Genomic DNA, 20,535 nt, shown 5'->3' on the forward strand with positions numbered 1-20,535 from the left:
TATTACGGAAAACAAAAAAGAGAAACCCGAAAGTCTCTCTTTATATAAATCCTAAATTTTTCTACCACGGACTGATACCCGATTCGTCTTCGATATCATTGCTGAAAAATTGTCCGGAAGGTGCATTTTCCTCTGTCAGAGTGTGTTTAACGATAAATGAAGCTGCACTTTCCACAGAACCCGGACCACTGTGATGATTAAAATCTGTCGCTGTATACCCAGGATCAATCACGTTTACTTTGAACGGAAGATCTCTAAGTTCGTAAGCCAAAACAATCGTATAAGCATTCAAAGCTGATTTTGAAGAACCGTAAGCTGCGGTTTTTACAGGATAATACTTCCATGTAGGATCACTGTGCAAAGTTAATGAACCTAGTCCTGAAGTAATATTGCTGATTCTCGGGCTGTCAGATTTTTTAAGTAAATCTAAAAAAGCCTGAGTAACATTAATTACTCCGAAAAAATTGGTCTCAAAAACTTCTTTAATATCATCGACTGCAGTTTCTGCTGCTGTTTGAGGATTAACGCCTAAAATACCTGCATTGTTGATGAGAATGTCAAGCTTCCCTTGCTCTTTTTCTACTGTAGTTTTCGCAGCCGAGATTGATTCCGGATTGGTCACATCAATTTCGATTGCTTTGATGTTTTGATATCCTTTTTCGTTTAATTTTTTTACAATTGTTTCACCTTTTGCAAGATCTCGGCTTCCTAAATAGACGAATAATCCTTTTTGTGAAAACTGTTTTGCGGTTTCAAGGCCAATGCTTCTGTTAGCTCCTGTTATTAATGCTGTTGTCATTTTTTTAATTTTAATTGATGATGTAAAATTCCGTCAATTAATCAGCATAACATTTGTCATTTGGCAAAAAATATATTTTAATTATAAATATTATCAGTTTTAAATTTCTAAGATATTTAATCTAATGTGATGTTTTTCCTGATGCGACTTAGTGAAGACTGCGTAACTCCCAAATAAGAAGCAACGTACGAAAGCGGAATTCTATTGACAGCCGTCGGGTAAATTTCTAAAAACTTCAGGTACCTTGTTGTCGCATCTTCAGAAACAAGCGGACTTCTTCTTTCCACTTTTTGCATCAACGCTCTGGAGATGATTTTATGAACAATGTTATCAAATCCTACAATCGTCTGCAAAAGTTCAAGCCAGTCTTTTCTTTGAAAAACAATCATTTTACAATCTGTAACAGCCTGAACATATGCACTCGAACAAATTTGATTATCAAAACTTTCTAAATCTACAACCAGATTGTTTTCTTCAATAAAATATTTTGTAATTTCTTCACTTTTATTGTTATAGTAGCAAACACGAAGAATTCCGTCGACAATAAATCCGATTTGCTTTGCTATTTTTCCGGCTTCAGAAAAGTATTCTTCTTTTGGAATAGTAACTTCTACAGCTTTGCTTGCAATGAAATCGATCTGTTGCTGGTTGAGATTACCAAATCTTAGTATAAAATCAAAAAGTTCTTTCATGCGGGAAAGTTAAGAAAACTATGTTTTTTAAGATTTGTCATTTGGTAAAAAAATGATTAGCTAGATTTGTCTTTTGTTACCACATTTTGGACAAAAAGTCGCAGTTTCTGTTCTGTAAGGTTTTTCACAATTTTCACAATCAGGACCATACATATCAATGAAATGATGCATGATTGCAATATGATTTGTTTCTTCAAAGCCTGTTACATCATTATAATAATTGAGTAATTTGCTGAAGTTTGGAGCCTTCATCAATTTTTTAGCGTCTTGATATCCTTCAGATAATAATTTTAAAGCAATTTTTCCTTCTTCAGAATTCAACATAGGAACATCCATTTTGCATCTTCAACAATATCTGACTTTCATATTTTAAACATCTTTTATAAAATCCTCATACTCATAATAAAACCTTTCGAAGCCATCCATTTTCTCTACAAAAAACTCGAAAATTTGTTGCCAGGTATTTTTATTCAAAACAGAAACTCCCTCTTTTTCTACCCAAATTCTGCTGATGACTTTGCCGTTTTCTAAAGTGTAAAATTCTTCTTTGTGAAAATCGCCAATATAGTCTTTCAGAATATCTTCAAGTGACCAGATCTTGTTATAATAGGCATCTCTGAAAACTTCATCTTTCATTTCTATATCTAGAGAAACCTCTGCTTTTTTGTTTTCAGCATTAAATTTAAATGAAAAATCTTTGACTTTGGTACCGTACAAAAGCCATTTTCTCGGAAACGACTTTCCAAAAGCCGTCCAGAATTCTTTTTTTAATTGCTGTGCTTCCTGTTTACTGAACATAGAAACAAATTTAGGAAATTTGCACGGAAGATTAATGATAGAAAAGTTTATCGGTAACCTCATTCCCTTACTTCCAACACCTGATTTTCGGCTTCCATTAAAGATTGACGGATTTAAAACAATTTTCATACTTTTGTTCTAATGCTGTCAAAAAAATCTCAATATGCGTTTAAGGCACTTTCATATCTTGTAGAAAAAAGAAATGAAGGTCCTGTTCTTATTTCCGAAATTGCAGAGCATAAAAAAATTCCATTAAAGTTTCTTGAAAATATTCTTCTGCAGCTGAAAAAATCTGATGTTCTCGACAGTAAAAAAGGAAAAGGCGGAGGTTATTTTTTAAAAGATCTTCCCGAAAAAGTAACGCTTTCGAAAATTATTCGTCTGGTAAACGGACCGATCGCTATGCTTCCGTGTGTAAGTTTAAATTTTTATGAAAAGTGTGATGACTGCAATGAAGATCATTGCGGTCTGCACGACGTTTTGATCGAAGTGCGGGACGCTTCACTGAAAATTTTAGACGAAAAAACACTGTTGGATCTGATCGACTGATTAGATTCACTTTTTTTAAATTATTAGTCGACTGATTTGGTAGGATAGTAATTTTATCTGATATTTGCATGACTTCAATCAATAAACTATGATTTCAAAAGAAGATGCAGAGATACTGAAACAGCTTTCAGCAGAGCACGGATTAAAATTTATCTCAGGAAAATTCTCTCAAGGAGTTGTTTTTTCCACTTCGCTTGGGCAGGAAGATCAAGTTGTTACCGATATGATTTTCAGGAATCAACTGCCTATAAAAGTTTTCACTTTAGATACCGGAAGACTTTTTTATGAGCATTACGATCTACTTTCTAAAAACAATTCGAGATATAAAACCAAAACGGAAGTTTATTTTCCGGAAGCTTCTGATGTTGAGCAATATGTGAATGAAAAAGGCATCAATGCTTTTTATCATTCCGTAGAAAACAGAAAAGAATGTTGCTTCATCAGAAAGGTAAAACCTCTAAACCGAGCTTTGGAAAATGCGCAAATCTGGATCACAGGACTTCGTTCTGATCAATCGGAAAACCGCGAAAATATGCCGATCATCGAGTGGGATGAAGACCGAAAACTTTTTAAATACAATCCCTTGATCAATTGGTCTTATCAGGAAGTTCTCAATTATCTGGAACAAAATAACGTTCAGGAATTGGCTTTACACAAAAAAGGATTTATAAGCGTTGGTTGTCAGCCCTGCACAAGAGCAATCGAAGAAGGCGAAAATCCTCGCGCAGGACGTTGGTGGTGGGAAAGTTCACAAAAAGAATGCGGGCTGCATTCACATTAATTCAAATTTTTCAGAAATAAAATGAGTACACATAAATTAGATTATCTGGAACAGCTGGAAGCCGAGAGCATTTATATCATGCGCGAAATTGCAGCACAATTCGAGAAACCGGCTTTACTTTTCAGTGGCGGAAAAGATTCAATTACACTGGTACATTTGGCTAAAAAAGCTTTTGCTCCGATGAAAATTCCGTTTCCTTTGGTACATATTGATACAGGACACAATTTCCCTGAAGCCTTGCAGTTCAGAGATTATTACGCTGAAAGTATTGGCGCAGAGCTGATTGTCAGAAAAGTGGAAGATACTATTAAAGCTAAAAATTTAACTGAACCGAAAGGAAAATTTGCCTCAAGAAACTGGTTGCAAACGCATACTTTATTAGATACAATTGAAGAATTTCAGTTTGATGCGTGCATTGGCGGTGCAAGAAGAGATGAGGAAAAAGCCAGAGCGAAAGAACGTTTTTTCTCAGTTCGTGATGAGTTTGGTCAGTGGGATCCGAAGTTACAGCGTCCGGAATTGTGGAATATTTACAACGGAAGAATCAATAAAGGTGAAAATGTGAGGGTTTTCCCGATTTCAAACTGGACGGAGCTCGATGTCTGGAATTATATTAAAAAAGAGAATATCCAGTTGCCTTCCATTTATTTTGCTCACGATCGTGATGTAATTGAATTTGAAGGACAGTTAATTGCGGTCTCAGATTTTATTCAGATTGATGAAAATGACGAGATTTTAAATAAAAAAGTGCGTTACAGAACTGTTGGAGATATGACTTGTACCGCAGCAGTAGAAAGTTTTGCTGAAACGTTGGATGAGGTCGTCACAGAAATTACCGCTTCAAAAATTTCAGAAAGAGGAGAAACCCGAATTGATGATAAAGTGACAGAAGCAGCAATGGAAGATAGAAAAAAAGGAGGGTATTTTTAAGCAATGAATAGTAAGCCTTCACAACTCATCATTTAACATTCACAACTTATAACTAAAATTAACGTGGACATATTAAGATTTATCACTGCCGGAAGTGTAGACGACGGGAAAAGTACTCTGATCGGAAGACTTTTGTATGACAGTAAAAATATATTGATTGATCAGCTTGAAGCTTTAGAAAAACAGTCAAAAAATAAAAACGAAAATGGTGTCGACCTTGCAATTCTTACCGATGGTTTGAGAGCAGAAAGAGAGCAAGGAATAACGATTGACGTTGCTTACAGATATTTTTCTACCCCAAAGAGGAAATTTATTATTGCAGATGCTCCGGGACATATTCAGTACACGAGAAATATGATTACGGGTGCTTCAAATTCACAATTGATTGTTATTCTGATTGATGCAAGACAGGGGGTGATCGAACAAACCAGAAGACATTCAATTATCGCGTCATTGTTGAGGATGAAAAATGTTGTTGTAGCGATCAATAAAATGGATTTGGTTGATTATTCTGAGAAGGTTTATAACGATATTAAAACTCAATATGAATTAGTTGCACAAAAATTAGGTTTGGAAAACGTAAGTTATTTCCCGATTTCGGCCTTTCATGGGGACAATATTGTAGATAAATCTTCGAAAACCGATTGGTATAAAGGTTCTACACTTTTAGACTTTCTTGAAACTGTAGAAATTGCTGAAAATAAAGATGTTGACCAGCCAAGATTTCAGGTGCAATATGTGATTCGCCCGCAAACCGATAAATTGCATGATTACAGAGGCTACGCAGGTGAAGTTATTTCAGGAGTTTACAAAAAAGGAGATGAGGTAACCATTCTTCCGCAAAATATTCAGACCAAAATTTCAAAGATAGAAACCGGCGGAAAAGAAGTTGATTTTGTTTTTACCAATCAGCCCGCAGTTTTACATATTGAAGATGATATTGACATCAGTCGCGGAGATTTTATCGTTAAAACTGAAAGTCAGCCTCAAGTTGAAAACGAGTTTGAAGCCGTTGTTTGCTGGCTTGATAAGAAAGAACTGAATGAAGGAAATAAATATTTTATTCAGCATAAAAGCAAAACTTTGAAAGCAATCGTCAAAGAAATTGAATACAAAATTGATGTGAATACTTTAGAGAAAACGCCCATTACAGAAAGTGTTAAACTGAATGAAGTTGTGAAAGTTCGTTTAAAAACTGCTTCGCCTTTAGTTTTTGATAGTTTTGAAAAGAGTAAATCTACAGGAAATGCAATATTGGTTGACGAAACAAGTAATTCTACAGTGGGAGCTGTAATGATTTTATAATATGGTGATTACGAGGAAAGTTCAGATAAGATTAAACATTTTATTAATCACGGTTGCCTTATTATTTATTGTGGTATTCTCGATGTATGAAATGGGCTATCTTGATGAGCTTTTAACGATATTAGCAAAAGACAATTATATTTTTTACTGGATGATGCTGGTAGGATTTTTGGCAGAAATCGTAGCCGGATCAATGGGAATGGGTTACGGTGTAATTTGTACAACAACCCTTTTATTGCTGAATATTCCGCCGCATATTGTGAGTGCAAGTATTCATTCGGCAGAAAGTTTTACAACGGCGGCAGGAAGCATCAGTCATATTCAACTGAAGAATGTTAGTAAAAGTTTAGTTAAAAAACTTGCAATTCCGGCAGTTATCGGAGCGATCATTGGAGCTTTATGTCTTACTTACGTTGGAGAATATTATTCAAAAATTACGAAAACTGTTATTGCTTTTTATACTTTATATCTCGGTTTTCAGATTTTGTCGAATGCTTTTAAACCTAAACAGAATAAATCTTTAAAAAAGAAAACAAATCTTACAAGGCTCGGCGTAATCGGTGGTTTTATCGATTCTTTTGCCGGTGGAGGATGGGGCCCTTTAGTAACGGGAACTTTAATTAAAAACAGTTTTACCCCAAGATTTGCGGTAGGAAGTTCTACGGTTGCAAAATTTATCCTTACGCTTACCGCTGCAATTACCTTTATTTTCACATTAGGAATTCAGCATTGGAATATTATTTTAGGACTTTTATTTGGAGGAATCATCACCGCGCCTTTTTCGGCAATGCTTACCACAAAACTTCCTATGAAAAAAATGTTTATCGTGATCGGAACTTTGGTGATTGTGATGAGTTCGATCACGATCTTTAAATCTATTTTTTAATCTGATTTATTTAAATTTGAAATACGAGGTGATTTTGAATCGCTAAATGATCTACATTTGCATCCTAAAAATATATCATGAATTTACACATTGTTGCGCTTTTCAGGTTTAATGAAAGTTATCTGATGGAAGCCGTAGAACTTTTTCAGACTTTGGTGAGAGAAACGAGAAAGGAAGACGGATGTCTTCAGTATGATTTAATTGAAGATAACGAGCAGAAAGGAACTTTTTTCATAATTGAGCTTTGGGAAAGTGCGGAACACCACAATCATCACAACGGAGCAGATCATCTGTTGAATTTCAGAAAAGATGCTTCAAAAATTCTGACAGAAAACATTCAGGTTTATAAAGGTTTCAAAGTGTATTAATTTTAACTTGAACTTTAATAATAAAATGCAAAGGCAGTTTCATCATTTTTGAAACTGCCTTTTATAGAAAAAATAGAAAGTATTAATTTTTAAGTTAAATGTTAAAATGTCCATTTGCTTTGCAGTGAATTTTAAATTTCACCATTAAAAAAATAATGCTAATTCACGATTCACTTTTTCTTATTTTACAATTAATTTTTTAGTCTCTGTGCTTCCGCCATAGGTAATTTTTACAATATAATTTCCTGATGGAAGATGAGATAAATTTAAATCTTGCTTGTAGAAACCTGCTTGATTCGTCAATTCTGCAGTATAAACTTTTTTTCCTGTAAGATCATAAACTTCTACATTTCCTTTATAATTAGATTTTTCTTTTACATCAAATAACACAGTCACTTTTTTATCAGCAGTCGTGGGATTCGGATAAAGACCGAAAGAAGCTTTTTTGCCGACTTCTGTTACATCTAAGATGGAAGTGATATTTTTATATTTAAAATACATATTACCTGTTGTAGCTCCACCATTTTGTGTGAAAAACATTCTGTAATACGTGTTTCCCTGTTTTACGTAATAAACGATGTCACTGTAAACTCCTTGAGTTGGTTTCCAACTGTGCCCTATTGTTGTAATATTACTTGAAAATGCTGTCGTTGCAGGTAAATTTGCAATTGAACTATCCTGAATTTCGGGTTGCACTTTTGCAATCGTAACGTTTGGGCTTTGGATTACACCAGACAATCTGTACATCATAATATTCGCGTAGAACGACCAATATCTTGTAAACATAAGATCCCAGTCTGTTTTTGGCGGTTCCATATTGGCAACTTTATCTCCTGTTGCAAATGAGAAATAATTAAAAAATGCGTCGTCAGTTCCGTTTGCTATTGTTTTAGTTTGAGTGGCATCCCAGACAGAAGAAGTAGCATTCCATTTAGAATATTTGAAAGTATAGCCACCATAATAATCCTGAATCATGAATTTATAGTATTCTCCAGTCGTTGCATATTTTAAGACAAAAATTACATTTCCTTCAACATGATGATTTGCGACGTTGTAAGATCCCCAACCGTAAGGTGCAGATCCTTGTTCGAAAGCGCCATCCTGAAGTGTCGTCGTTACATCCGGATTGTAAAGCGGAGCGCCCCAGGAAGTTATATTTGAAATGCTGATATTATCCCAATTTGCTGCAACATTTGAAGCTTCATAAACTTCGATGTTTTGAGCATCATTAATTCTAGTTCCGAAGCTCATTGTAGAATTTCTGTAGAAGGCAACGTCCCATGTATTTGCGGGTTGCGAAACAATATTATTTGAGCTGAAATCAAAAAATACACGGTTTTGATAATTTGCTCCCGTTGTTAAATTTACAGAAGTATATCCGTTTGCATCTGCCTGAGCCCACGTAGTTTGCTGCACGGTGAAAGCAAATAATGAAGCTAAAAGTAATTTTGTTTTCATAGCTGATTTTCTTATTTAGAATTATTCTACAAAACTAAGTAATTATTTTTAATCAGTCTAAATAAAAATATGACATTTATCTTTTGGTGATTATTTAGGTACGAAACTTAGTTGATAATATATTGATATTTATATATATAAGTAAAAAAAGCTGACCACAATTTGTAGTCAGCTTTAAAATTATTATAAAAAGAATTTTATTTTTTAATAAATTTTGATTTTACAGCTTTACCATCTGTAGTTTCCACAAGAAAAAAATAAACTCCTGCCTGAAGTGTAGAAATATCAAAAAGGCCGTTTTCGACTTTTCCTGAAGATGCTTTTTGCCCAACAGCCGAATATATTTCAACATTTTTTGGCTGCGTTTTTCCAACAAACTGTAACGCGGAGTTTTCTTCATTTAAAGCAAATTTTAAGTTGTCTTCTGAAGAAAATAAATCAGACGTTCCTAAAGTAGCAGAATTGTATACCACATTATCAATCTGTATTGCTACGTGATTAGATGAAGGAGTAAATTTAAAAACAATATAGGATGCATTTGAAGCTGGAATATTTACGCTAATATTTTGCACTGCTCCTATGGTTGTTACATTTATTACACTTCCAATGGGAACAAATGTTGACATATCTGTCGGGTTAGATGCCAATCCAATTTGCAGTGTACCCGGACCAGGCGATGGAGATACCAATGTAGTGGCAAAAGATAAGGTTTTATCTCCTGTAGGAGCTACAATTTGTGGTGCTATTAAATACGATGATGCTACTGCATTATTACCGGCATATGATTGTATGGTTTTATCTGTGTCACCTACCACAAGCATTCTCGGAGATACAGGAGGCATCGCTCCGGTCATCGGTGCAACTATTGCTGACCATCCGTTTTGAGGAAAAGTCGTATTTCCCGGTGTAAAATTATTGAAGTTCTCGTTGATGGTTGATAGCTGTGCATTTGCTGATATTGCTGAGATCACCAATCCTGTAAAAAGTAATTTTAATTTCATTTTTCTTATTTCTAATTATGTCGCAAAATTAAACATTAGTTTTTAATTGTTCTAAATAAAACAATGATATTTGTTTCGTTTTTTTACATTTAACACAAAAAATACATGCGGTTTTCAATTAATATTTTCTGAAATTATTATTAATACTCATGTAATGTGATTGTTATGCGGCTTAAAAAAATCTTATAACAAATTTTTAATTATTTTTAATTGTTCTAAATAAAGCACTATATTTGTCGAAAATTTTGAGTTTATGAAGAAGAACATGCTTTCACTTGTGTCATTATCTGCCATTTTTTTGGTTAGTGCACAGGAAAAAGATTCTCTTAGCCAGAAGAAGATAGAAGAAGTTGTCATCACAGGACAGTATATGCAGCAGTCGATTAATAAATCTATCTATAAAGTTGAGGTAATTGATGCTCAGCAGATTAAAAATATGGCGGTAACTTCTGCGGCTGAAGTTCTCAATCAAAATCTTAATATTTTAATAGAACCTAATAGCGGCACCGGTGATTCTAATGCAAGAATAATGGGTCTTGGTGGCGCTTACACGAAAGTTTTGATCGATAACATTCCTGTTGTGAGCGATCAGGGAATGGGAAATCAGGTCGATTTAAGCAAAATAAACGTTAATAATATTGAACGCATCGAGATTGTAAAAGGTGCAATGGGCGTAGAATATGGCAATAATGCCGTTGCGGGAGTTATTAATATTATCACAAAAAAAAATTACGGCAAAAAAGTAACTGCCTTGCTTTCTTTACAGGAAGAGACTGTGGGGAAAGATTACGACTGGTTCAAAAAAGGAAATGGCCGTCACTTACAGGCTTTGAATTTAGGATTTAGAGTTTCTGAAAACTGGTCGATTACGGCAGATATTAACCACAATGATTTTCAGGGATACAAGGGAAATCTAAACGGATATACCTATTTTAACCCAAATAACGATAAAAAAAGAGGGTATGAGTGGCTTCCAAAAGATCAGATTACTGCAAATGCAGCCGTACGATATTCAAAAAATAATACTTCATTTTTTTATAAGGTTAATTTTCTGAACGAAGACGTCAATTTCTACAATCCGGTGATAGAAGATTTACCTTTGGGTGGCGGTAACAGAACCTACACCTCAGATGACAGAAATTATTTTACCAAAAGATGGATCCATCAGTTTAATATTCAGACAAAATTAGGTTCCAGAATCAATTATCATGGTGATTTCTCTTACCAGACGCAACAAAGAAAATCGCAGGATTACGTCTATGATATCCCAAACAGACAAAAAATTTCTGAAGGAGAAAAAAATACTTTTTACGATTCCAAAGTCTTTTACTCACGGGGAATGTTCAGTAATTTCTTAGACAACGACAAAATAAATTTTCAGCTGGGATATGAATTAGATCACACCAGTGGATTTGCAGGTTCGTCTACTTTCCAGTTTAATAATAACGGGATCAATATAGAAAGAAGCATCTTCAATTATGCTAATTTTCTCTCTGCGGAATGGAAAATTAATAACGAGTTCTCTTTGCGACCGGGCGTTAGATTAGCGCTGAGTGATAAATTTGATTCTCAGTACAATTATTCATTAACTGCAAGATACAGTACGTCAGAAAATTCAGATCTGAGAGCAGTTTTCGGGTCATCCAACAGATTTCCTACATACGACGAATTATATACTTACGTGGTAGATAACAACCATGATATCCGCGGAAATGAAAATTTAAATCCGGAAACAGGATATTCTCTGGGGCTGTTCTGGGATTACAGCATGACTACGAATAATCTGTGGAAATTTAATCTGAGTGCATCGGGAATGTATCTTGATGTGAAAGACAGAATAGAAAGTGTGATTGTAAGCAACAGTCCTTTGAAATATACATACTTGAATGTTGATAATTACAAATCGCTCTTATTTGGAGCAGGTTTGAATGTAAGAAAAGGCGACTTATCACTAAATGCCGGAGTTTCTGTGATGGGAATTTCACAGGTTTTGAATGCAGGAACGGTCGTTTCACCAAATGATTATAATTTCTATACTGAAGCCAATTTTTCGGCCAATTATACTTTGCCACAAGTAAAAACTTTATTTGCACTGTACTACAAATACAGCGGAACACAAAGACAGTTTACACAAAAAGCAACTCAGAATCCAGGTGAAATTCCGGAATATGTATTGGGAGAATTGGGTGAGTTTAATATGATGAATTTTACCGTTACCCAGCCTTTTTTTAAAAACCATCTCGAACTTACATTGGGAATCAAAAACATCCTTGATGTTTCCACGGTGAGAAATACAATACTTTCAGGAGGCGCTCACAATGCAGGACCGGATACCCAAAATCTTTTTTACGGAAGAAGCTATTTTGCTCGTTTAAATTATAATTTTTAAATAAATTAAAATGAAAAAATTACTATTCACTTTATTAATAAGTACAGCATTTATCTCGCAATCTTGTATCCGTGATAACGAAGATCCTGTAGCTGTCGCGCCTGTAGAAGGTGCAATTGGAGACCCGATAGTTGGTGGTGCAACTCAGCCAAATCAGGTTTGGATTGATTTGAGCGAAGTAGATCCACTTTCAAAAAAACCTAGACAGACTTTGACGAAAAGAACAGATTGGGATCTTGCATTGTATTCAGGAAATGAGTTTAAAGTAATTGTAAATTCTTCAATAATGATGGCAGCGGCTAAAATACCGAATGTCACAGAATTATCAGAAGTCAACCAATCTACAGTTGCTACACTGAAAACGCAGGTGCAGGTTGCTAATTTTAACGAAGCAAACACAGTGTATATTGATGATGTGAAAGGTGATTTTCCCGCAGGTTATACTGCAATATCAGAGATAAAAGCCACCAGTACAGAAAATGGAATATATCTGATAAATATGGGTAAAGACATTTACAAAGGAAACGTTCCTGTTGGCTCTGTGACTACAGGTGGAGGCGAAAGAGGCTGGAAAAAAGTACAGATTACCAGAGCAGGAGAAGGTTACAAAGTGAAATCTGCCAATATTGACGGTTCAGATTATTATGAAGTTACGGTTTCTAAAAATGCTGCCTACAATTACAGTTTTTTAAGCTTAGCCAATAAAAAAGAAGTCTTCATTCAGCCAGAGAAAAACAAATGGGATATCTGTTTCACTGTTTTCACAAATACAATTGCAGGTGCAGGAAGTTACATTTATGCAGATTTTGTAAACAATAATAATGTCGGTGGTGTTGGTGTATATGAAGTCATTGTTCCGGGTACAGCTTCAGGTCTTGATGCTTACAATAATTTTAAAATTTCAGATGTTCAGCAATCAAAATTTGTATATAATGACCATCGGGTGATTGGCGGAAACTGGAGAAATCCTGTAGGAACCAATGGACCAGAAGTGTACGGCGACCGCTTTTATATATTGAAAGATTCTGATGGATATACTTTTAAATTAAAATTCACAAGACTTACAAAAAGTACTACAGACGATATGGGTGTAGCCGGTGAAAGAGGTTTTCCTCAGTTTGAGTATGCTCCTTTGTAAAAAGAAATAATCTAAAATAATTAGTAAAAAATGAAAAAATTAATTCTTGCAGTATCCGTACTTGCGGCTGTATCTTCTTGTAAAAAAGAAACTTCGAAACCCACAGAAAATAAAGCCGAAGTATCATCTGAAGCTCCGAAGACCAACAATAAAATTGTCACTCTGAATGGCGGAATTACAGAAATTGTAAGCGCTTTGGGTCACGACAGCGAGATCGTTGCCACGGACGTTACAAGCACATATCCGGAATCTTTAAAAGCTACGGCTAAAGATTTAGGTCACGTAAGATCAATGACTATCGAGCCGATCATGGCGGTGAGTCCTACATTGATTTTAGCTTCAGACAAAGACATCAATCCGGATTTAGTAGGGAAAATAAAAGCTTCAGGAATCAAAACCGAGTTATTCAAGCAGGAATTTACCGTTGGCGGAACCAAAAAACTGATCGCCGACGTTGCAAAAGCAATCGGAAACACAGATTATCAAAAATTAAACGATAAAATTGATGCAGATCTGAAGCAGGTTCAGCCCATTGCTAAAAAACCGAAAGTATTGTTCATCTACGCAAGAGGAAATATGATGATGGTTTCCGGTAAAAATACGCCGATGGCAGCCTTGATTAATCTTGCAGGAGGTGAAAATGCAATCAATGATTTTGAAGATTTTAAACCTTTAACTCCGGAAGCCGTGGTAAAAGCAAATCCTGATGTACTGTTCTTTTTCACAAGCGGGTTGCAAGGTTCCGGAGGAAATGAAGGTGCTCTAAAAATGCCGGGAGTTTCACAAACCAATGCCGGAAAAAATAAAAAAATTATTGCGATGGATGGAGGCTTGGTTTCAGGTTTCGGACCAAGATTAGGAGAAGCCGCAGTTGCATTAAACAAGCTTTTAGTTGAGAACACAAAGTAAATTATATTTTTATATTGCATTAAGTGCCATACTGCTTTTTATCATTGCAGTATGGTCGCTTAATACCGGAGTTTACGACTTCGGCGGACGTTCTGCGTTCGAAGTTTTAGGAAAATTAATTCGCGAAGATTCTGGTGTTTCAGTAAGTGATAAATACATTGTCTGGGATGTAAGAGCTTCCAGAATTATAATGGCAATTTTGATCGGAAGCATGCTTTCGGTTTCAGGAACGAGTTTGCAGGGATTGTTCAAAAATCCTCTGGCTACGGGAGACTTGATAGGTCTTACCTCTGGTGCAACATTGATGGCTGCCATCACCATTGTTTTAGGAAGACATTTCAGAGAGTTTTTTCCGGAGGCAGTACAGTTTTCATTGGTAGGCATTGCCGCATTTATCGGTTCACTTCTCGCTATGCTTTTGGTGTACAGAATTTCTACAAGTGGCGGTAAAACCAATGTTGTCATGATGCTCTTAACCGGAGTTGCCATCTCAGCAATCGGATTTTCCATTGTAGGTTTTCTGATTTATATCTCAAAAGATGATCAGTTACGAGATCTCACGTTTTGGAATATGGGAAGTCTTGCAGCTGCGACATGGACGAAGAATGCGATCTTAGCCGTAGTTCTAGTTTTTTCATTCAGTATTTTAATGCCGAAAGGAAAAGCCTTAAATGCCATGATGCTTGGTGAAAAAGATGCCCAACATCTGGGGATTAATGTAGAAAAACTGAAAAAAGAAGTCATCATCATCACCGCATTGATGGTAGGATCGTGTGTTGCATTTTCCGGAACCATCGGCTTTGTAGGGTTGATTGTTCCGTATATTTTAAGGCTATTGTTTAAATCAAATTATGCATTCATATTACCATTGTCTGCAATCTGCGGAAGCATATTATTGTTAACTGCAGATACCTTCAGCAGAAGTATTGTAGAGCCTTCGGAACTTCCTATCGGGATTCTTACGGCGATGATGGGCGCACCTATTTTTATTGCAATTTTAATCAAATTTAAAAAATCAATGTAATGATCAGGGCACAGCAAATCAATTACAGACACAAAGATTTTTACATTCTGAATGACGTAGATGTCACGCTGGGTTTTGGCGAGTTTTTGGCCATTGTAGGTCCCAACGGTGCAGGAAAATCTAGTCTTCTGAGTGTTTTAGCCAATGAAGTAAAGACAAAACAGGAGATTTTATTTAAAGATAAAAATATCACCGATTGGAAAGTGACGGAAATTTCTAAGCACAAAGCGAAATTCTCTCAGCACAATTCAAACGATATTCCTCTCAAGGTGAAAGATATTGTGATGATGGGGCGTTACCCATATTTTGATGCTCAGCCAAAAGCAGAAGATCATCAGGCAACCCACGAAATGATGTTTGAAACCGATGTTTACCATCTGAAAAACAGAGAATATAATACATTGTCGGGAGGTGAAAAACAGCGCGTACATCTATCCAGAGTTTTGGCACAGTTAAAAAACGAAATCATCCAAAAACTTCTTTTTTTAGATGAGCCATTGAATAATTTAGATATTAAACATCAGTATAAAGCTTTAGAAATTATAAAGAATTTCACGAAAAAAGAAAATTCTGCCGTGGTCGTTCTTCATGATCTCAATCTTGCGGCTCAGTATGCAGACAAAATTTTGCTGATGAAAAACGGTAAAGTTGCAGCTTACGGAACTCCGCAAGAGGTTTTTACTGCTGAGAATATCAGCGAAGCGTACAATTTTCCGTGTACGATTTGCGACCACCCGATCACCAGTAACCCGATGATTATTTTTGGCTGAATATGGAAAAATATCAAAAAAAAATGCGGTCACCAAATCTTGCATATCCCTAGGTGAAAGGTTTTGAGATGGGTGAAATTTAAAAATAAAGATCTCCGAAAAAGAAGAAGAAACAAAAAGCAAACCCGGAGAAAAAATTAATAACAACAAATTATACAGTTTTTAACCATAAAAAAGTAAAATAATGAGCACATTAGTAAACGAACTGAAAGAAAAATGGGAAGCTCTGAAAGCAGAAAACCCACATTTAAGAATAAGAAATGCTGCAGAACAGTTAGGCGTAAGTGAAGCAGAATTATTATCAACGAACGTAGGAGAAGGAGTTACTGTCTTGAAACCTGAATTTGCAAACATCTTAACAGAAGTTGAAAAATTAGGAAAAGTAATGGCTCTCACAAGAAACGATGAATGCGTACATGAGCGAAAAGGAACGTACCAGAATGGTGATTTCAGCAGCCCGCATGCACAGCTTTTTGTAGGAGAAGAGATCGATTTGAGAATCTTCCAGAATCACTGGAAATTTGCTTTCGCAGTCGTAGAAGGCGACAGAAGAAGTCTTCAGTTCTTCGGGAAAGACGGTTTGGCACTTCATAAAATATATTTAACGAAAGACAGCATTGAAGAAGCTTTCGATCCTATGGTAGCTCAGTTTAAGGCTGAAAATCAGAATGAAATATTTGAATTTCAAGCAATTGCTCCAAAAGCTCCCGAAAAAGCAGATTCTGAAATTGATGCTGAAGGGTTTAAAAAAGCGTGGACAGAATTGAAAGATACTCACGATTTCTTTATGATGACCAGAAAATTCGGAGTATCAAGAACTCAGGCGTTAAGACTGGCTCCTGAAGGATACGCTAAAAAAATTGAAACTTCAAAAGTGGTCAATGTACTTGAAGATGCATCTGAAAAGAACCTGCCGATCATGATTTTCGTTGGAAACAGAGGCATTATCCAGATTCACACCGGTGAAGTAAAGAAAACAATGTGGCACCAACAGTGGTTCAACGTGATGGATCCTGATTTCAACCTGCATTTAGATGTGACAAAAATCGCTGAAGCATGGATCGTGAAAAAACCAACGGAAGATGGCGAAGTAACAGCGATTGAAGTATTCAACAAAGAAGGTGATTTTATCGTTCAGTTTTTTGGAAAAAGAAAACCGGGAATCCCTGAACTACAGGAATGGAAAGACCTTGTAGCAGATCTAGAAAAGTAATAATTAGATAATTTGATTCAGGCCGTTTTGTTTTTTTTTAAAATCTCAAAACGGTCTTTTCTGTTTTTAATTAAATATCAATTACATAAATGTCTTTTCACGGATACCACGAATTTTAATTTGAAAAAGATTTTTATCATTGCCATCACTGAAAGTCGTGAGTGCCATTTGTGTTTAAAAACAAGTAGTTTCAAAATAAAAAGAGATTGTAACCAAGATAGAAAGAACCTCCTTAAATTTAATGTATACATTTGAAAAGAATATTCTTTCTTCCCAAAGCAATATTTTAGTATCCCAAAGTAATATTCTCGCTTCCCAAAGTAATATTCTTGTAACCTAAAGTAATATTCTTATGTCCCAAAGTAATATTTTAGAATCTCAAAGTAATATTCTTGTAACCCAAAAGAATATTGTTGCTTCCCAAAATAATATTCTTGTTTCCCAAAGTAATATTGTTGCTTCCCAAAGTAATATTCTTGTAACCCAAAAGAATATTCTTGCAACCCAAAGTAATATTCTTGCAACCCAAAGTAATATTTTTGCATCCCAAAGTAATATTCTTGTAACCCAAAAGAATATTGTTGCTTCCCAAAATAATATTGTTGCTTCCCAAAACTAAAATGAGACATCTTTACATTAAATAGTTAAAATAATAGTAAATTAAAACGATAAAATAATTAAGAATGAAAAACACTTTCATCATCCTGTTGCTGATAGGATTTTCAATTTTGAAAGCACAAGAAATAAAACCATATCAGTTCTACGACAAAAAAGGAAAAGAGATAAAAACCGATAAGCTCGTTAAAGAATTAGCCGATTATGATGTTGTTTTCTTTGGTGAAAACCACAATAATTCCATTAATCACTGGCTTCAACTGAAAATCACCGAAGCTTTATTTGAAAAGAAAAACGGACAGTTAATTCTGGGAGCAGAAATGTTTGAAAGAGACAATCAATCCCAACTGAATAATTATTTAAATGGAATATACGATGCTAAAACATTGAAAGACTCAGCCCGTCTTTGGAATAATTATGCAACAGATTACAAACCGTTGGTTGATTTTGCCAAAGACAAAAAACTAAAATTTATCGCGACCAATGTTCCCAGAAAATATGCTTCTCAAACTGCAAAAGAAGGTTTGGAATCATTAAATAAATTAAGCGAAAAAGATAAAACTTATATTGCGCAACTCCCAATCAAAGTGACCTTAGAAACTCCCGGTTATCCTGAAATGAAAAAAATGATGGGCGATCATGCCGAAGGTACCAAAGTGATGAACTTTATCTCTGCGCAAGCCATTAAAGACGCAACGATGGCAGAATCTATCCTGAAAAATTATGAACCCGGAAAGACATTCATTCATTACAACGGAAATTTCCACAGCAAAGAATTTGGCGGAATTTACTGGTACATCAAACAGAAAAATCCTAATCTGAAAATGGCGGTCATCTCCGTATTCGAATCTGAAGATCCTGAATTAAAAATTCCAGAGAAAGAATATATCCCGACAGATTTTAATCTGATCATTCCGGCAGATATGACAAAAACTTATTGAATTCTTTTCCACAGATTTCACAGATCATTATGTGAAAAAGATCAGCTATATCAGCAAAATCTACGAGAAAAAACTCATGATGCAATCAATAGGAACGGGCTTTAGCCCGTTTTAGTGAAAATAAATTCAATCGGCTTTAGCCAAAACATAAAAACATTCTATATTTGTTCAACATTCCAGCAAAAATGAAAAAATTCCCTCTTTTCTTCGTCTTCTTTATCGTTTTTATTAACGCTCAAAAACTGACTACAGCTGAGATTTCCTTAATTAATCAAGGTGATGTCAAAACGCTAATACCGATATATCAAACAGCAGATTCTCATCAACACGCCGTTTTATTGGATCAGTCAACAGAAATTGATCCTACCGATCCGAATACCGCAACATTAGTTTCTAGAATGAAACAATCTCTTCTTTCCACAGATGGTGGAGTAGGAATTGCCGCGCCGCAGGTCGGTATCAATAGAAAAGTAATTTGGGTTCAGCGGTTTGACAAGCCGGATGAACCATTAGAATACTTTATTAATCCGGTAATCACGTGGAAATCGCAACTCCAGAATCTCGGTAGGGAAGGAGATCTTTCGATTGCTGATTTTAACGGACAATTTTACAGAAGTCAGGTTATTCAGTTGGAATATTTAGATTTGAAAGGGCAAAAATATTCAGAGATTGTAGAAGGTTTTACCGCTGTTATTTTCCAGCACGAGATCGACCATCTTTTCGGAATCTTAATTTCAGATAAAAAAGAAAAAGAACTGACTGATGAGTATATAAAGGTGGATGCTTATAAGAAGAGTGATGCTGTGGGGAGGTAAGTATTTTGGCTTTTATACTAGACGTTTAGGTAATAAATGTGTTTGTAATCTCTTTTATGATCCAACTTCCATCTTTTTGCTTTTCAAGTAAATATCCAAAACCAATTCCAAATACTGAGTCACGATATATGCTTTCGATATAAACAAAATTATCATTAAAATATACCGGATTTGAAAATTGATATAGTTGTACTCGTTTATCAATCTCTTGTTTATTTGCTATTTGAATGTTTGAATTTATCTTAGTATCAATATATAAGGAATTAAAGATATAGATGTTCTGTTTTAATAAATTTATTGAATCAGATTTTCTGTTTTTAAATTTACTCCCTTTTAAATCTAATAGACGAATAATATTTCTATTGAAAAATGGAGGAGGTCCTGGTTCTTCACCTAAAATCTCTTTCTGACTTGGAACATAAATTTTTAATTTTTGAAATTCCGGATTTATTAAAAATTTGTAATTTGCATTAAAGCTATTTCGTTTGGATTCATATTTCAAAATAGTATTTAATATCTTGTTTACTTCTATTTTTTCTTTCATTTCACTCTTAGTGCAACTAATTAATAAAGTCAAAGAAATAATTAGCAAAAATATTTTATTCATATCGAAAAGCTTTATAATTAAAAGTACATATAAAACTTGAAAAACATTAAACTTATTTAATTTAAACAAAAAAAATCCGCCTCCAAAGGAAGCAGATTTATATAATTTAAAAGAAAAAATCTTAGTTATTCGTTACCGAAAGTTTCACCTCAATATTATTTCTAGTCGCATTAGAGTACGGACAAATCTGATGAGCTTTTTCAGTCAGTTCCTGAGCTTTTTCAAGAGAAACTCCGGGAATGTTAACGTCTAATTCAGCGGCCAGACCAAATCCACCGTTATCTATCTGTCCGATGCTTACTTTTGCAGCAACCGAAGTTTCTCCTGTTTCGATTTTAGATTTACTGATGATCAAATTCAATGCACTGTCAAAACAAGCCGCATATCCTGCTGCGAAAAGCATTTCGGGATTGGTAAAATCGTCATTTGCTCCGCCTAATCCTTTTGGCATTCTTACCTCAAGATCCAAAACTCCGTTTTCGCTTTTTACCTGTCCGTTTCTTCCGCCTTTTGCGGTAACGCTGGTTGTATATAATGTTTTCATTTA

General features: G+C 35.0%; 23 protein-coding genes. 14 read left to right on the top strand and 9 right to left on the bottom strand.

The features are described 5' to 3' along the window. Positions 1-61 precede the first annotated feature (61 nt). The 4 genes from PGH12_RS18665 to PGH12_RS18680 all read right to left on the bottom strand — a co-directional run bounded on the left by PGH12_RS18665 (position 62) and on the right by PGH12_RS18680 (position 2,289). A complete protein-coding gene (locus tag PGH12_RS18665) occupies positions 62-799 on the bottom strand; it encodes an SDR family oxidoreductase (RefSeq protein ID WP_267598097.1) in 738 nt (245 codons plus the stop codon). A 116-nt stretch (positions 800-915) separates the two neighbouring features. Beyond that, positions 916-1,491: a Crp/Fnr family transcriptional regulator gene (locus PGH12_RS18670; protein WP_267598094.1), complete on the bottom strand. Its 576-nt coding sequence runs from the start codon at positions 1,489-1,491 to the stop codon at positions 916-918. Positions 1,492-1,551: 60 nt separating this feature from the next. Beyond that, positions 1,552-1,815 (bottom strand): hypothetical protein, encoded by a 264-nt coding sequence (locus PGH12_RS18675; protein ID WP_267598093.1) that lies wholly within the window; start codon positions 1,813-1,815, stop codon positions 1,552-1,554. Positions 1,816-1,860: 45 nt separating this feature from the next. After that, positions 1,861-2,289 carry a DUF4268 domain-containing protein gene (locus tag PGH12_RS18680; RefSeq protein ID WP_267598296.1) on the bottom strand — a complete coding sequence of 143 codons (429 nt, stop codon included), beginning with the start codon at positions 2,287-2,289 and terminating at the stop codon, positions 1,861-1,863. Positions 2,290-2,430: 141 nt separating this feature from the next. Here PGH12_RS18680 and PGH12_RS18685 point away from each other — a divergent pair, with 141 nt between their 5' ends. The 6 genes from PGH12_RS18685 to PGH12_RS18710 all read left to right on the top strand — a co-directional run bounded on the left by PGH12_RS18685 (position 2,431) and on the right by PGH12_RS18710 (position 7,108). Beyond that, complete coding sequence (locus PGH12_RS18685; protein WP_267598091.1) at positions 2,431-2,838, top strand: RrF2 family transcriptional regulator; 408 nt, start codon at positions 2,431-2,433, stop codon at positions 2,836-2,838. 88 nt (positions 2,839-2,926) lie between these two features. Next, positions 2,927-3,619, top strand: a complete 693-nt coding sequence (locus PGH12_RS18690) for a phosphoadenylyl-sulfate reductase (protein WP_267598090.1) — start codon at positions 2,927-2,929, stop codon at positions 3,617-3,619. 21 nt (positions 3,620-3,640) lie between these two features. After that, positions 3,641-4,549: a sulfate adenylyltransferase subunit CysD gene (gene cysD, locus PGH12_RS18695; RefSeq protein WP_267598089.1), complete on the top strand. Its 909-nt coding sequence runs from the start codon at positions 3,641-3,643 to the stop codon at positions 4,547-4,549. Positions 4,550-4,612: 63 nt separating this feature from the next. After that, on the top strand, positions 4,613-5,854 hold the full coding sequence (locus PGH12_RS18700) for a sulfate adenylyltransferase subunit 1 (RefSeq protein WP_267598088.1): 1,242 nt from the start codon (positions 4,613-4,615) through the stop codon (positions 5,852-5,854). Position 5,855: 1 nt separating this feature from the next. Continuing rightward, positions 5,856-6,740, top strand: coding sequence for a sulfite exporter TauE/SafE family protein (locus PGH12_RS18705; RefSeq protein WP_267598087.1), 885 nt, complete (start codon positions 5,856-5,858; stop codon positions 6,738-6,740). Between the two features lie 77 nt (positions 6,741-6,817). After that, positions 6,818-7,108, top strand: coding sequence for a putative quinol monooxygenase (locus PGH12_RS18710; protein ID WP_267598086.1), 291 nt, complete (start codon positions 6,818-6,820; stop codon positions 7,106-7,108). 180 nt (positions 7,109-7,288) lie between these two features. Here the strand turns inward: PGH12_RS18710 and PGH12_RS18715 are convergent, their stop codons facing one another. Both PGH12_RS18715 and PGH12_RS18720 read right to left on the bottom strand, forming a co-directional pair. Continuing rightward, entirely contained in the window at positions 7,289-8,566 is a 1,278-nt protein-coding gene (locus PGH12_RS18715; RefSeq protein WP_267598085.1) for a T9SS type A sorting domain-containing protein, read from the bottom strand. A 197-nt stretch (positions 8,567-8,763) separates the two neighbouring features. Beyond that, positions 8,764-9,567, bottom strand: coding sequence for a T9SS-dependent choice-of-anchor J family protein (locus tag PGH12_RS18720; RefSeq protein WP_267598084.1), 804 nt, complete (start codon positions 9,565-9,567; stop codon positions 8,764-8,766). A 253-nt stretch (positions 9,568-9,820) separates the two neighbouring features. Here PGH12_RS18720 and PGH12_RS18725 point away from each other — a divergent pair, with 253 nt between their 5' ends. The 6 genes from PGH12_RS18725 (at position 9,821) to PGH12_RS18750 (ending at position 17,010) form a co-directional block, all read left to right on the top strand. Beyond that, on the top strand, positions 9,821-11,956 hold the full coding sequence (locus PGH12_RS18725; protein WP_267598083.1) for a TonB-dependent receptor plug domain-containing protein: 2,136 nt from the start codon (positions 9,821-9,823) through the stop codon (positions 11,954-11,956). 10 nt (positions 11,957-11,966) lie between these two features. Further along, positions 11,967-13,094, top strand: a complete 1,128-nt coding sequence (locus PGH12_RS18730) for an HmuY family protein (RefSeq protein WP_267598082.1) — start codon at positions 11,967-11,969, stop codon at positions 13,092-13,094. 30 nt (positions 13,095-13,124) lie between these two features. Then, positions 13,125-14,003 carry a heme/hemin ABC transporter substrate-binding protein gene (locus PGH12_RS18735; RefSeq protein ID WP_267598081.1) on the top strand — a complete coding sequence of 293 codons (879 nt, stop codon included), beginning with the start codon at positions 13,125-13,127 and terminating at the stop codon, positions 14,001-14,003. Next, positions 13,987-15,027 (top strand): FecCD family ABC transporter permease, encoded by a 1,041-nt coding sequence (locus PGH12_RS18740; RefSeq protein WP_267598080.1) that lies wholly within the window; start codon positions 13,987-13,989, stop codon positions 15,025-15,027. Before PGH12_RS18735 ends, PGH12_RS18740 begins: the two co-directional genes overlap by 17 nt. Then, positions 15,027-15,797 (top strand): heme ABC transporter ATP-binding protein, encoded by a 771-nt coding sequence (locus PGH12_RS18745; protein ID WP_267598079.1) that lies wholly within the window; start codon positions 15,027-15,029, stop codon positions 15,795-15,797. Before PGH12_RS18740 ends, PGH12_RS18745 begins: the two co-directional genes overlap by 1 nt. A gap of 184 nt (positions 15,798-15,981) precedes the next feature. Further along, the gene (locus tag PGH12_RS18750) at positions 15,982-17,010 is read left to right on the top strand and encodes a hemin-degrading factor (protein ID WP_267598078.1); all 1,029 of its coding nucleotides are present in this window, start codon (positions 15,982-15,984) and stop codon (positions 17,008-17,010) included. A gap of 370 nt (positions 17,011-17,380) precedes the next feature. Here PGH12_RS18750 and PGH12_RS18755 read toward each other — a convergent pair whose 3' ends face one another. Beyond that, the gene (locus PGH12_RS18755) at positions 17,381-17,623 is read right to left on the bottom strand and encodes a hypothetical protein (protein WP_267598077.1); all 243 of its coding nucleotides are present in this window, start codon (positions 17,621-17,623) and stop codon (positions 17,381-17,383) included. A 70-nt stretch (positions 17,624-17,693) separates the two neighbouring features. On the opposite strand from PGH12_RS18755, the gene PGH12_RS18760 reads away from it, so the two are divergent. Next, the gene (locus tag PGH12_RS18760) at positions 17,694-18,566 is read left to right on the top strand and encodes a ChaN family lipoprotein (protein ID WP_267598076.1); all 873 of its coding nucleotides are present in this window, start codon (positions 17,694-17,696) and stop codon (positions 18,564-18,566) included. A 185-nt stretch (positions 18,567-18,751) separates the two neighbouring features. Continuing rightward, the gene (locus tag PGH12_RS18765; protein ID WP_267598075.1) at positions 18,752-19,381 is read left to right on the top strand and encodes a peptide deformylase; all 630 of its coding nucleotides are present in this window, start codon (positions 18,752-18,754) and stop codon (positions 19,379-19,381) included. Between the two features lie 25 nt (positions 19,382-19,406). Here PGH12_RS18765 and PGH12_RS18770 read toward each other — a convergent pair whose 3' ends face one another. Continuing rightward, complete coding sequence (locus PGH12_RS18770) at positions 19,407-19,988, bottom strand: hypothetical protein (RefSeq protein WP_267598074.1); 582 nt, start codon at positions 19,986-19,988, stop codon at positions 19,407-19,409. Between the two features lie 121 nt (positions 19,989-20,109). Further along, entirely contained in the window at positions 20,110-20,532 is a 423-nt protein-coding gene (locus PGH12_RS18775; protein WP_267598073.1) for an organic hydroperoxide resistance protein, read from the bottom strand. Positions 20,533-20,535: the final 3 nt, after the last annotated feature.

This window comes from Chryseobacterium sp. CY350 (assembly GCF_027945075.1).
GTDB lineage: Bacteria > Bacteroidota > Bacteroidia > Flavobacteriales > Weeksellaceae > Chryseobacterium.